We start from the raw sequence: 15752 nt of genomic DNA, 5'->3' as shown, positions 1-15752 counted from the left end.
GAAAGTTCAATTTGGTTTAGAAGTCACCAAACTTGAAAAAATTCATCATAATCAGACTCTAATGCCGTATCCAGTGAGTCATAAAGCGAATTCAAATTCACGCTGTTCACAAACTCTTCGGCAATTTTTGTCAGCTCATTGTTTTTGAGAATCAGAGCGTCACTGGCGTTATGTGCATGTCTTAAGTAGTCATCCTTAATAGCTTCCTGCGACCAGTCAGAGCTCCCGATTAAAGACATCATGGCATATAGCTCTCCCGGTGAGGATGGATCATGAGCGCCAAAGCTGCGATCATTTTCCCTCCAGTCGCGAGGATAGGCCCAACAATAGGTTAAGCTCCCACCGTTCGAATGTGTCATTCCATACAAGTAATGAATAAAGGCCTGTTGAATCGCTTTCTTGCATTCTTTTTTATAGCGAGACACCAGAAGTTTTTCCCTGGATGTGACCTCATTGGACTTCAGGAAGGATTGGTACTTGCTGTTGATATCAAGCTTTTCTTTCCTGCTATCCGTTGCCCTGAAAGCATTACGGTATCGTTTTATCATTGCCTCATATTGATTGACCTTTTCAAATATCTGCTTAAAGTCCGGGCTGTTCTCAAGTTTCCGTTGAAACAGGGCTTCGGCCTTTTCATTAATCACTTTGTTCCTCGGGGAGATTTGTCCCAGAATAATAACCGGACGGTGGTTCCCCTTACCCGAGTTTGACTGCAAAAAGGCAGGTTGTTGCAACAATATTCGTTCTATATTCGGAACGCCCTCTGGTTTGTCCGTCCAGGCAATCTCTACGCATGGACTGGCAATTTTATTTTTAAGGAATGGCGAATCCCCGTCATGATGATGAGTGATGAAGAGAGTGTTCTCTTTACTCTTTTGGAAGCTTTCATAATCCTGCTGCCATTGCTGGTTATTTTTTTCCCTGGACATCAATACCCCATACCACTTTTTCAGGCAATGAGCGGCTTTAATGTTCAGTCCTTCGACACTTTCCAGACGCACCAATAGTTCATGATGTACAGAGGCCTCTATAAGCTCTGTTTTATAGGTCAGCACTGGATCCAGCCAACCCGATTCCAGGGCTTCACGGGCAAAGTGAATGATTGCAGGACGGGTCAAATCACTGTTTGCCAGTACGTCCGCTATTGAACACAACCACTGTTCAGGAGGTGTTCCGACCTGATCGATCATTTTTGAATGGAGTGACTTGAGTTGTTCACTGACCTGATCTTCATCACTGCTGGACAATATTATTTTGAGAGCCTCCGCCATCGGTTTATATTGACTTCCGTATTCAAACACTTTACCGACCAATGCTTTCTCGTCTTCGCCGAATGCTTCTGTCTCCAGCGACTGAAGCATTGAGGCGCCAATGGAAAATCTGGTTAAATCTCTTGCCTCCCAAAGGTGCTTCACTATTTCGAAAGTACCTGGAATTTTTTCTGGCAATGCACTGCCTGTCTCAAGGGTTTTGTTCAGTTCCTCAAGGCTCATACCAGAGGCTTCAGCCAGAATTTGCTGTTGTGCTAAATCAGCATCTTTCATGACATTTTTCAGGAGAACCCTGGCCTGCCTTGACTCATTACCAGAGCAACGGACCCTGTTGACAGGCTGGAACTGAGGTAAGATTTCAGTTAACTTGCCAGATTTTCCGCCCAAGTCCACTGTCTCCCAGGTTTGGCCTCTATCCGGGGAACACTCGGCAAAGGCGTGGACAGGGTTATTGATTTGCCGACATGGAATGCCAAAATAGCGACAAAAAGCAACAAATACAGACGAACGATGTGTACAGTTACCTTGCCGCTGTGTTACGAGGAAATGAAAGAAATTTTTATTGTGCTCTGGCAAAGCATCACAGGAAAATCCTCGGCAATAGTTCTCGATCGCCTCAATGCGTTGCATCGTGCTTTTAGCGTTTTTTATTCTCTGCAAAGGCACCTGTACTTCGGTTGGTTGTTGCTCAATGTTATCAAGCACTCCCTTCAGTACTGTTTTCATAGTTTCTGAACAGCGGACGTCAAAACGTGTTGAATGGGCTGGTCGGAAGTCTTCAGCAGGTGTTTTTTTGCCCGTTTGTCCGGACTCTACGACATAAGTAAATTCAATACTCTGGTTGGCTCCGGAGTTTGGAATAAACACTGTGTGAAACCCGGTATAGCAATCCCTGAACAGGGTAAACGACGAATGGGGTTCTGTACGCAGGGCCAGGATACAGTCGTCAGGCGCCAGGCTTGGCAATGGGTATTGACCATTGTTTGATGTCATCTTAATGGTTGCCAGCGTCTGGTTGCTGGCTAATGTCACTTCCTGGTCACGTTGTGGTAACCGGTCTGGTATGAGAACTTCGACCCCCTGCATGTGTTGATCACTAATATTGATCCATTTGACATCGCCTTGAGCAGACACATAAACATCCCATGCGCACCAGCGATCCATCCGGGAAGAAGGGTTCTGCGTAAGAAAAACTATATGCTCTTTGAAGTGTGGCTCCTCCTGGTTATCGTAGTCCGTGCTCCGTTCCAATGTCTTAGCCTGTTCCTCGTAGGCTTCTGCAATGTATTTTTCAGGCGCCTTATCAGCGTAAACAGTCAACGTCTGGTCAACAGGTTGTGACTCATGGTTTTTTCTCTGATCCAGTGGCGAAGCCTGTTTCTCGTGGACTTCTGGCTTGTCTTGTTCAGGCGCCTTATCAGCGTAAGCAGTCAACGTCTGGTCAACAGGTTGTGACTTATGGTTTTTTCTCTGATCCAATGGCGAAGCCTGTTTCTCGTCGACTTTGATAAAATCGTCTGCCAGATGGTTCGGCAGATCATTGATCTGATGCCAGAACGCAGGCCGCCATTGGACTTCACCGGCTTTCCACGCCCTTATCTGCTGATCAGCGGCCTGAAGATAAGGCTGGTTAGCTGACATTTTCAGCGTTTGTTGCTGTTCTTCCGTCAGGGGAAATACGCTGTTAGCGTCCACGTTCGTCCGGCCAAAATGATTGCTAAACCAGCTTTGCTGCCAGTGTCGGTAGAGTGCCCCGGTGAGAATATCGTCCGAATTCAGGGGAAGGCCTGATGACTGCCACTTTGCCTGAGCCATGCTCTTGATGAGTTCCGTTCTGGCTTCCTTTTCATCCCGCTGAGTGTTAACAAGGATTTCATGTTTTTTTTCATTAACACTGTTGAGATGACTGCCTCGTATCAACCACGGACGATCAATGCCCGATACCGTTTCATTGAACCAACGGCAGAGTCCGGAATCAAATTCACTTTTCCCCATGGCAAGAGCTGAAGACTTGGGCAGTTTCTCCAGCGTTATGTTGGCAGCCATCAGATAAAGTCGGTAGTGTCGATTGAGACATTGATGAACGGCTTTTTCGCTAAAATCACCACCACTGGTGATAGCCATGGCAACATTCTGTAAATCAAGGCTGGTGGGCTGCAACGGCAGTTTTTTGTGTTGCAGGTGAGCTCTTAGACGACAATGCTTTTCTGTTAGCATTTTAGCGGCGAATGTCCCTTCTGAGGACTCTGGCAACACTTTTTCGGCAATGGTCTGCAATTCGGTCGGGTTATACTGCCGGATGGGCAAATGCCGAAAACGCCCTTTCAGCGCCGGTGATAAGGGTTTTCGCCCGCTATACTCTGGCGGGTTGATAGTAGCAAACAGGTGGAAACCCGGATGAGCATCACCGGCCAGAATACCGTTTAACTCACCTTCCAGATGCTGGCTGTCGATCAGATTCATTTCCGAAATCACCACGATGCCGCCTTCCTCTTTTGCCTTCTGAATCGCTTCACATAGTTTGTCCCAGGAACAATCACAGGCATTCAGGAGATAGACTTCGGGCGTGGACTCTTGCCGTTGCTGAGCCTGCTGTCTGAGACTTTTGATCAGAAGATTTAGCGTAGCATCTTTACCTCGCCCAGCCGGGCCTTCAATCAGTGTTGCCTGACGACCGCCGTGTTTTATCTTGCGATGATAAGCCTGCTGACAGCGACTAAAATCCTGCCCAAGCTGTTGCACCAGTTGACTGACTGCTGATCCGGAGGTATCAAACTCAGGTCGGATTGCTTTGGTTAATGTTTCGAAGGTCTGCTGAATATACGGCAGTGTATGTTTATGAACTTTGTCACGCAGGGAGTTGTCCACTTCGTAACGGGCAGCAAACCAGATTTCCAGTGCCTGCAGGGCATCCTGATGAGTTTCGGTGATTTCAGGACCCAGAAGATCGCGAAAACTTTGCTGGATCAAACCGTTCACTTGCTTGCAGGTAACATTCTCACCTGCGGGCAGCGCACGATCCAGATACCAGCCCACCCAACTGCAGATATCCGTCAAATCCCTGGGGGTAAACTCATGCTCGGGCAAGAGTTCCTGATAATATTGCCACAGTGCCATCACGCTCTCGGTGGTAATGCGTGCGATGTCGTTTATTACAGGCTCTGACAGATGTCGCTGTAACTGATTGACCAGAGCAGGTTCCACCACTCTGTTGCGAAGGAAAGCCTGATCCAGGCGTGGGTAGTAAGCCCTGGGCAATTTCTCTTTCAGGACCGGGTCGAGCTGGCGCCCGGCGTAATGATCCGGGTTACCGGTGAGAATCACCCGGTGTTTTGGGCTGACTTCGACAGGATGACCATTCACGTAAATGCAGGGTTGTGGTTCCCATAAGCCGTTCAATGATGCCAGTAATCCGGTTTTGGTGAGGTTAGCTTCATCCAGAACCAGGGTGACATAGCCTCCATCTTTGTCGGATTTGGTATTGGCCCATTCCATCAATGCCTGGTTTTGCTGCGCCATAGAGCGGTCGCCGTCGGCCTCTTGTTGCCACTGCCAGCGTTTCATCAGGGTCTGTTCGCCGTCAGAAGGTCCAAGGGACAACACCGAAGCCTGCCCTGAAGCCTTCGCCATTTTGGCAGAAAAGTAACTTTTCCCGGTGCCGGTTTCTCCCTGCAGGAATATAACCGGAGAGTCTGTGAGCCGGTCATGGAGTCGGGATAATCGACGACTTTCACGGTCCTTCTGACCTATCTCGCCATGACAAAGATCTTTGGCCAGTGCTGACAGGGGCTTATCAGCGGAACCCTGCCATTTCAGTGATTCAAACAGCCGACTTTCTATGCGTTCAATGCCTTCTGCCTCAGAATTCGCTGTCCTGGCCCTATGAAAACAATCGGTGGCCAGTGTCTGAATAGCATCGGATCGGGTCTGCCCTGGTGACAAAGGTAAATGCCAGCCAGAAGCCAGCGCATCTTGCAAACGTTTAATCTGACCTGTTGGCCTGATGGCTAACGATTGCCAGGGCTTCGCTGCCGACGGTTCGACTTGCAACTGGAACGCTAAAGCGTTTCGCTGTTGCTCAGGCCGACAGGCCACGATGATGGCACAGAGCCTGTCCAGAATTTCTTTTGCATCCCTGTATGGCAATGGATTTTCATAGGACAGTTGCAATCCTTTAATCAATCCAGCGGCCCTGAATACCTCCGGGTTAAAGGCTCTGGCCAGTTGCCACAGGTTTTGCTTCACAAACGCTCTATCCAACTGCGGGGCACTATTGATGACGGCATTTAACCGATCCGGGTCTACCGAGGGAGATTGATCCTTATCCGGTAACAAGTGCCAGCAGGCCACTTTCATAAAATCACGCACGGACGGATTCTGTCGGGTACCATGGGTGATAACACTATTGATGGCCCTGCGCCAGTGGCAGGGCAGCAGTTGTGAGGACTGATCAACCTGCTGTGCTCGCCGGGCAGCCAGTATCAGGTTATTCAATAACCCTTCGGTTATTTCAGGCAGAGGGTTACAAAGGTTGGCAGGTACGGTTTTAAAGGCTTTGTAAAGTTCATTAAGCGCCTGTTCCGGCAGCTCAGACCGGGAGATTTTATGCTTGTCCGCATTGAGATCCCAGAGATCGACCTCAGGACAGGGTTTACCCTTGGCAACCATCGAATTAAATACTGAAGAGGGGCTTTTCACAAGCCCGGGCCAGAGTACGGTGACTTGAGCCTCTGGGTAGGTTTGTAATTGGCCATTCAGCAACAGAGGTTGCCCAATAATCAGGGGTTCCAGAAGCTGCTGAAGTGTTGGATTAGTTTCCAGCCCTCTGAATACCACCGGTTTGCCAGCGGTCAAAGCCTTCTGCAAGTCACTCGGACGTCGTCCAAAATGCGCCTTTTTTTCCGAGGTGATGTGGATATTATCAAACAGCTCGCTGAGGCCGGATTGTTCATTGATCTGAATGACCAGGGGGGCTTGCGGTTGATGACTAATCCAATAACTTGCCTGGGCATGTTGTTGATACGTCACCGTGTTAAAGGCACGGTGATCGCTGACTTTTTCCTGTGGCTCGGGCAGAGGGTATGCATCGTTTTCTTCCAACCCCAGGGCTTTGGGCTGCTGTTTTGAATGAGCCACCTGAAGTCCGGGCTCAAGGCCGGTCGTCTCACGAATCGCCTGCAGTGAGCCCAGCAAACGGAACCAATGTGCCTCAGTGAGTGGAGACGTTACAGTTACGGTACCACCGGCCCGAACCTGTTCCAACAGACAGGTGTTGGGTACTGCATAGCCTTCCGGGGCAATGGCAATCGGGCTCAGCCATTGGGCAATATTACTCTCGTTAATGATGACAGGGTTGCCTGATAAAGAATGGGACAGACTCTGGAACAGTGAATGAAGCTCGTCCTTCCCTACCGGCATCTGATAAAACTGAACATCGTCGGGTAATGGACAGATTTCCCCATTGCTCTCAAAGCACTTCTGCGCCAGCATTTGCCGAATCGTCTGTTCAAAGGCGAGATCCTGCCAGTTGGCGCCTTTCAGAATCACTCTTTGTCCGGCCCTCAATGACTCAAGCCTGCCAGGGAGGTGCTGGATTCGCCCCTGTTGATCCACTCCGGGGCCACCCAGCAGCAACTGTCGCCAGTTGCTGTGCAAGTGACAGTTAATAATAATGGTATTGTCGTTTATAGCACTTTCGGCACTGGTGCATTCAGGCAATAAGGGAGGAACCAAGTCTATCTCTATTGATGGGTTCTTGCCGGTCTGCGCATCGAATTGCCAGGTATTTCCCGGTCGGTTAATTCGTCGCCAGAAATCAGCACCGGGTGCTTCATCGCTCTGGCCAACCGATGCCAGCTGCCCAGGCTCTGCCAGAACCAATAGAGAAACATGCTCGCCCAGAGGGCGTTTCTTCTGGTTGACTTTGTCGTACAGGCAAGGGCTATCCGGGTCCAGCAGATCATTAAACTTTGGCAGTTCATCACTGGTGAGTTTTCGGATATCCATCACCAGCGTCAGTGGCCTTGAACCTTCAAAGAGCTTGCCAAAACCCAGAGTGTGGCGACCGTCGGTGGCAATGCTCAACCGGCTCACCAGATTAGCCTGTGAGAGGTCATCGGGATGGGAAATAACGGTGACATCCCGATGTGCATCGTCGGTCTGGGCACTTAAAAGCCGACGAACTTCATCATCACTGTCAACAAAACGAAAATCGAAGGAATGAGTCGCCTTTTGGCGCGAGGAATCCGTCGAGGAGACGGTTCTCTTTTTGTCAGGCATTCTCTGCGAAGATGGCGATCGCTTCAGTTGGGACCTGACTTCAGTGCAGATTCCTGCATTATTATTTGCCTCTGATGATAAATCCAGCTTTGCTAACCTGGCTGAAAAGCCACTATGAAGAGGGTTATCATCAAAGGCGTGTTTGATTGTAGCTGGACCAATCCGACCATCCATAGTCAGTTTCCCTCCTGTTATCTTACAGGCCTTTATTAAAATTCCTTAATAATTTGACCTTCAGACAGGACGGAAGTTCCCTTTGGATGGACTATGGAAGCAAGTCACCAATCTCGAAAAACTCATGACGAACAAACCAGGATCACGTATCCAATGAGTCATAAAGCGAATTTAAATTCACGTTGCTCACAAACTCTTCGGCAATTTTTGTCAGTTCATGGGATCTGAGGATCAGAGCGTTACTGGCGTTTTGCACCTGCCTTAAGTAGTCATCCTTAACAGATTTCTGAAAACAGTAAGAGCTGTTAATTTTATTCATCATGGCATATAGCTCTTCTGGTGAGGATGGATCATGAGCACCGAAGTAGTCCTCTGTCCTGCCGACCCCGCCCCAACAATAGGTTAAACAACTGCTTTTCGAGCATGTCACTCCATACAGGTAATGAATGAAGACCTGCTCAATTGCTCGTTCGCATTTGTCTTTTAAATCATCCAAAAGTCTTTCTTTCTCCGGTGAAACCTCAAAGGGCTTCAGTTCGTGTTTTTCCAATAACTGCTTCAAGTCGGGTCTGGTATCAACTTTTCTTTGAAACAGAGCTTCGGCCTTTTCCTGCAATTTTCTGCTCCAATGGCAAGGTCCCAGGATAATCACCGGTCGGTAGTCCGCTTTGCCCGAGTTTGACTGCACAAACGCGGGGTGGTGCACCAACATACGTTCTATATTCGGAACCCCACCGGGTTCATCCGTCCAGGTGATCTGTAAAGATGTATTGACCATGTTAGCTTCAAGGGTTGGCGAAAACCCGCCATGACAATGAGTGACGAAAAAGCCACCAACATTTTCCTTTTTGAAACGTTGATAAGTAAGTTGCCATGCCTGACTATTTTTTTCCCTGGACAACAATTCCCTGTACCACATTTTCAGGCAACGGGTGGCTTTAACCTTCAGCTCATCGACGCCTTCCAGACGCACCAACAGCTCATGATGTCGAATGGCCTTAATAAAATAACCCATACTGGGCGGCAGTGGATCCAGCCAACCTGATTTCAGGGCTTCATGGGCAAAGTGAATAACCGAAGGATTCGTCAAGTCACTGTCTGTCAATATGTTCACTATCGAATTCAACCACTTGCGAGGACATGCTCCGGACTGATCAATCATTTTAGAATGGAGTGACTTGAGTAGTTCAGTGACCTGATCTTCATCACTGTTGGACAATATTTGTTGTACTGCCTCAGACAACCGCTTGCTGTCGGACTCAGAGTCAAGCATGCCTCTGACAAGTCGCTTCTCGCAATCGTCCACTGCCTCTATCTCCAGTAACATTGAAACCCCCATGGAGAAACCGATTAAATCTTTTCTCTCCCAAAGCTTCTTTACCCGGTCGTAAGTACTCAGATATAGGTTTGGTAATGCCCCCTTTGTCTTAAGGGCTTTGTTGAGTTTACCAGGGCTGATGCCGCAGGTTTCAGCCAGTACTTGCTGTTCTGTTAAAGAAGCCCCTTTCAGGAGATCCCGGATCTTCCTTAACTCAGTGCCAGAATCTCTGACCCTTCTGTTGGGCTGGAAGCCATATTTGATTTTTGTTGCTTCGATAGGTGACCCGCCCAAGTCCACTGGCTTCCAGGTTTGACCGCCATCCGGGGAATACTCTGCAAAGGCGTGGATATGATTAGATATTTGTCGGCATGAAATGCCAAAATAACGACAAAAAGCGATAAAAACAGGCACACGATGACAGCATTTGCCTTGCCGCTGCATTACGAGGAATTGAAAGAAATTTTTATTGCGCTCTGGTACAGCAACACCGGAAAACAGTTTGCAATAGTCCCTGATTGCCTGAATGCGTTGCTTTATGTCTTCAGCGTTTTCTATTGTCTCCAAAAGCCGCTTTACTTTGAGTGGTTGTTCGTTAATGGATACAAACACTTTGTTCAACACTGTTTTCATACCTTCGCAACAGTGGGCGTCAAAACGTTTTGATGGTGCTGGTCGGACTTCTTTAGCAGGTATTTTTTTACCCGCTTCTCCGGGTTCTACGACATAAGCAATTCTTATGCTCTGGTCGGCTTTGGCTTCTGGAACAAATAGTGTGTGAAGACCGGTATATCGGTCCCTGAGCAGTGTGAAGGGCAGGTTGGGTTCTATGCACAGGGCCGGGATACGGTCGTTAGCTGTCAGGCTGGGCAATGGATATTGACCATCTTTTGATGTCATATAAAAGGTTGCCAGTGTTTGGTTGCTGGCTAATATCACTTCCTGGTCCTGCCTTGGTAACCGGGCAGGTATAAGGACTTCGGCTCCCTGCAAGTGTTTATCATTAATGCTGATCGTTTTGACTTCGCCCCCGGCAGTCACATAAATATCCTCTGCAATCCACCGATAGGTCCCGGTAAAGAGGCCAGGCTTGTCAAAAATAACATAATCGTCATATTTTGGTTTTGCCAGCTTCTGATAGTTTGTTGATGTGTCCAATGCCGGAGCCTTTTTCTCATGGACTTCCGGAATGTATTTTTCAGGAGCCTTATTACTGTAAATAGCCAACGCGTTATTAACAGATTGCGGCTCATGGTTCCTTCTCTGAGCCAATGCCGGAGCCTTATCACTGTAAATAGCCAACGCGTTATTAACTTGCGGCTCGTGGTTACTCTTCTGAGCCAATGCCGAAGCCTGTTTCTCGTGGACTTCTGGCTTGTCTTGTTGAGGAGCCTTATCACCGTCAATAGCGGATGCTTCGTTGATAAAATCGTCCATCAGGTGGTTCGGCAGATCACTGATCTGATGCCATAACGCAGGCCACCATTGAACTTCATTGGTTTTCCATGCCCTTATCCGCGCATCAGCTGCCTTAAGATAAGGCTGGTTAGTTGACAATTTCAGCGTTTGTTTCTGTTCTTCTGTCAGGGGGAATACGCTGTTAGCGTCCACGCCCGTTCGGCCAAAATCACCCGTAAACCAGCGTTGTTGCCAGTGTCTGTATAGTGCCTGTGTGAGAATGTCGTCTGAGTGCTTCGGCTTCAGGGGAAGACCTGATGCTCGCCACCTGACCTGAGCCACCTCCTTGATGATTTCCGCTTTGGCTTTCTCTTTATCCAGACGAGTGTTAAAACGAATTTCATGGCGATTTTCATCAACACTGTTGTGATCACTGTGTCGTATTAACCACGGACGATCAATGCCCGATACCCTTTGGTAGAACCATTCGCTCATTTCAGGGTCAAGCGCTGCTTTATTCATGGCAATAGCCGATAGCCCGGGGAGTTCCTCCAGCGATAAGTTGGCGGCCATCAGATAAAGCCGATAGTGCTGATTGAGGCATTGATGAACGGCTTTTTCGCTAAAATCGCCAGCACTGGTGATAGCCTTGGCAACATTCTGTAAATCAAGGCTGGTCGGTTGCAATGGCAGTTTTTTGAGTTGCAGGTGAGCCATTAAACGACAATGTTTTTCTATTAGCGTCTTGGCGGCGAATGTCCCTTGTGAGGACTCTGGCAACACTTTTTCGGCAATGGTCTGTAATTCGGTCGCGTTGTACTGCCGGATGGGCAAATGCCGGAAACGCCCTTTCAGCGCCGGTGATAAGGGTTTTCGCCCGCTGTACTCAGGCGGGTTGATGGTGGCAAACAGGTGGAAACCCGGATGGGCGTCACCGGCCAGAATATCGTTTAACTCACCTTCCAGATGCTGGCTGTCGATCAGGTTCATTTCCGAAATCACCACGATGCCGCCATCGACTTTTGCTTTCTGGATCTTTTCACACACTTTGTCCCAGGAACAATCACAGGCATTCAGGAGATAAACTTCAGGCATGGACTCTCCCCGTCGCTTAGCCTGCTTTCTGACACTTTCAATCACCAGGTCCAATGTGGCATCTTTACCCCGTCCAGCCGGGCCTTCAATCAGCGTTGCCTGACGACCGCCGTGTTTTCTGTCGTGATAATAAGCCTGCTGACTGCGGCTTAAATCCTGCCCAAGCCACTGCACCAGTTCACGGACTGCCGATCCGGAGGTATCAAAGTCTGGTCGGATTTTTTTGCTGACTATACCGAAGGTCTGCTGCATATCCTGCAGGGTGTGGTTATATACTTTGTTGCTCAGGGTATTGTCCGGGTGGTAGCGCGCAGCAAACCAGGTTTCCAGTGCCGACAGGGCATCCTGATGAGTTTCGGTGATTTCGGGCCCCAGTACATCCCGAAAACTATGTTGGATCAAACTGTTTATTTGCTCACAGCTGGCACTGTCTCCTTTGGATAACGCACGATCCAGATACCAACCCACCCAACTGCAGATATCCGTTAAATCCCTGGGGGTAAACTCATGCTCGGGCAAGAGTTCCTGATAATATTGCCAGAGTGCCATAACGCTCTCTGCGGTAATGCGTGCAATGTCGTTTATTTCAGACTCCGACAGATGCCGTTGTAACTGATTGACCAGAGCCGGTTCCACTACCTGGTCCCGAAGGAATGCCTGATCCAGGCGTGGGTAGTAAGCTCTGGGCAGTTTCTCTTTCAGGGTCGGGTCCATTTGGCGCCCGGCGTAATGATCGGGGTTACCGGTGAGAATCACCCGGTGTTTCGGGCTGACTTTGACAGGATGACCATTTACATAGATGCAGGGCTGCGGTTCCCATAAGCCACTCAATGATGCCAGTAATCCGGTTTTGGCAAGGTTGGCTTCATCCACAACCAGGGTGATGTATTCTTTTCCATCACAGCCTCCGCCTTTGTCGGATTTGGTCTTGGCCCATTCCATCAGCGCCCGGTTTTGCTGCACCATAGAGCGGTCACCATTGGCGTGTTGTTGCCATTGCCAGCGTTTCATCAGGGTCTGTTCGCTGTCGGAAGGCCCAAGGGAAATGACCATAGCCTGCCCTGAAGCTTTCGCCATTTTGGCGGAAAAGTAACTTTTTCCGGTGCCGGTTTCCCCCTGCAGGAATATAACAGGAGAGTCCGTAAGCCGGTCATGGAGTCGGGATAAGCGACGACTTTCACGATCCTTCTGACTTATCTCACCGTGATAAAGATCCCGGGCCAGTGCTGACAAGGGCATATCAGTGGAACCCTGCCATGCCAGTGATTCAGCCAGTCGATGCTTTATACGTTCAATGCCTTCTGTCCTGGAATTCGCTGTTCTGGCTATGTGAAAACAATCGCTGGCCAGAGCCTGAATGGCATCGGATCGGGTCTGCCCCAATGGCAAAGTTAACTGCCAGCCGTTAGCCAATGCATCCTGCAAACGTTTAATTTGTTTTGATGGTCTGATGGCTAACTGTCTATATCGCTTTGCTGCCGCCGGACTGACTCCTAACTGATGCGCCATTGCCTGTCGATGTTCGTCAGGCCCATGGGCCAGAATCAGGGCACAGAGTTTGTCTGGAACTGCTTCTCTATGATGCAATGGAAATGGATTTTTATAGGACAGTTGGAATAGTTTAAATACGCTCGGGTCAAAGGCTCTGGCCAGTGGCCACAGGTTTTGTTTCAAAAACTTTCTATCCAACCGCGGAGCACTACTGATGATGGCAGTTAACTGGTACGGATCTACCGAAGCGGTCTGATCCTCATGAACATCGGGCAGTAACTGCCAACAAGCCACTTTCATAAAATCACGCACTGACGGATTCTGCCGGGTACCATGGGTGATAACGCTGTTGATAGCCTTACGCCAGTGGCAGGGCAGCAGCTGTGGGGACCGGTCAACCTGCCGTGCTCGCCGGGCAGCCAGTATCAGGTTATTCAGCAATTCTTCGGTTATTTCAGGCAGAGGGTTGCAAAGGTCGGCAGGTACCGTTGCAAATGCTTCATAAAGTCTATGAAGCGCTTGTTCTGGCAGATCGGCCCGGGGGATATCATGCCTGATAGCATTGATATCCCAGATATCGACCGCAGGACAGGGCTTACCCGTGGCGACCATCGAACCAAATACTGAAAAGGGTTTTTGCAAGGACTCAGGCCAGAGTATTGTGACCTGAGTCTTTGGGTAAGTCTGTAATTGGCCATTTACTAAAAGAGGTTGGCCTACGGCCAGGGGCTCCAGAAGCTGCGCAAGTGTTGGATTGCTTTCCAGCCCCAGGAGTACCACCGGCTTGCCAGCGGTCAACGCTATCTGCAATGCACTCCGACGTTGTCCAAAATGCGCCTTTTGTTCCGAGGCGATATGGATATTATCAAATAGCTGACTGAAGCGGGTCTGTTCATTGACCTGAATGACCAGAGGTGCTTCCGGCTGATTATTGATCCAGTGACTGGCTTGGGCAGCTTGCTGGTAACTGACGATACTAAACGCGGCCTGATCGCTGATTTTTTCTTCTGGGCAGGACAGGCAGGACACAGAGTGCTCATCGTTTTCTGCCAGTCCCAGGGCGTTTGGCTGCTGTTTTGAATGAGCTACCTGAAGTTGGGGCTCAAGGCCGGTCGCCTCGCGAATCGTCTGCAGTGAGCCCAGCAAACGAAACCAATATGCCTCTGTGAGGGGAGACGTCACAGTGACCAAACCACCCGCCCGAATTTGTTCCAACAGACAGGTGTTAGGGACTGCGTAGCCTTCCGGGGCAATGGCAATCGGGCTCAGCCATTCCCTGATATTACTCTGGTTAATGATGATCCGGTTTGCTGGCACCTTATGGGAAAGTCTTTCCTCATCAGAGTGAGACAGGCTTTGGAACAGCGAATGAAGTTCGTTATTTCCTACGGGCATCTGATAAAACAGAACATCGTCGGGTAACTGGCAGACCTTGCCATTGCTCTCAAAACATTTTTGCGCCAGCATCTGTCGAATGGTCTGTTCAAATATCAGATCCTGCCAGTTAGCCCCTTTCAGAATCACCCGTTGACCTGACCTTAGTGACTCGAGCTTGCCGGGGACGTGCTGGATTCGCCCCTGTTGATCCGCTCCGGGGCCACCCAGAAGTAACTGCCGCCAGTTATTGTGTAAGTGACAGTCAATAAGAACAGTATTGCCGTCATCCGTAACACTTTCGGCGGGGAATTCAGTCAATACCGGAGGAATCTTGTCGATGTCCATCGATGGTTCATTGCCGGTCTGAGCATCGAACCACCAGGTATTTTCCGGTCGATTAATTCGCCGCCAGAAATCAGCACCCGGAGCGCCGGCCGCGGGAGCCTCGTCGCTCTGGCCAACCGATGCCAGCTGGGCCGGGCTGGCCAGAACCAATAGAGAAACATGCTCACCCAGAGGGCGTTTCTTCTGGCTGACTTTGTCGTACAGACAGGGATTATCCGGGTCCAGCAGATCGTTAAACTTTGGCAGCTCGTCGCTGGTGAGTTTTCGGATATCCATCACCAGCGTCAGTGGCTTTGAACCTTCAAAGAGCTTGCCAGAGCCCAGAGTGTGGTGACCGTCGGCGGCAATGCTCAACCGGCTCACCAGATTAGCCTGTGAAAGGTCATCGGGGTGGGAAATAAGGGTGACGTCCCGATGCGCATCGGAGGTCTGGGTAATCAGAAGCTGGCGAACTTCATCATCACTGGTAACAAAACGAAAATCGAAGGCATGAGGGGTCTTTTGGAGCGAGAACTCCATTGCTGATACGGTTCTTGCTTTGTCAGGCAAGTTCACCGGACAGGGTGAAATCTTTAGTTTGGCGCTTACTTCTGAGCAGATTCCTACATCCTTCGTTTCCTCTGAAGATAAATCCGGCTTTGCTATCTTGACCGGCACGCCACTCTCAGGACCGAGTTTATATATTTTTACATCAATACGACCGTCCATAGTCAATATTTCCCCACTGTCATTTGAACAACTAAAGTGAAACTGATTAGTTATTGGACTTTCAGTTTGTATGAAAGTTCCATTTTAGTGGTAATAAAGGCCGGGCCCGGTTGCACAGGGAAATGGTAAACAGAAAATATGGGCAATGTCCTGAGGGACTCAAGGAATTAAAGGGACGGTTTGTTTACCAGTTTCGCCGTAAAGCCTCGCCCAATGCGGGCGGGGATATAAGGCGGGAACGCGTAGAGCGTTCCGGTTGAGTGTTTGCAGGTAAACTGCTACCTTTTGTCCTGTCT

2 protein-coding genes are annotated in these 15752 nt (G+C 49.3%); both read right to left on the bottom strand.

Going from position 1 to position 15752, the window contains the following annotated elements; translation table 11 throughout:
• Nucleotides 1–23: 23 nt before the first annotated feature.
• On the bottom strand, nt 24–7724 hold the full coding sequence (locus tag ACOMG9_RS20835) for an AAA family ATPase (protein WP_494529339.1): 7701 nt from the start codon (nt 7722–7724) through the stop codon (nt 24–26).
• Between the two features lie 142 nt (nt 7725–7866).
• On the bottom strand, nt 7867–15456 hold the full coding sequence (locus ACOMG9_RS20830) for an AAA family ATPase (RefSeq protein ID WP_494529338.1): 7590 nt from the start codon (nt 15454–15456) through the stop codon (nt 7867–7869).
• Nucleotides 15457–15752: the final 296 nt, after the last annotated feature.

It is taken from the genome of Endozoicomonas sp. PH6C (assembly GCF_059322965.1).
Note: the sequence above shows the minus strand (reverse complement) of the source record. Positions and strands in the feature narration are given on the sequence as shown.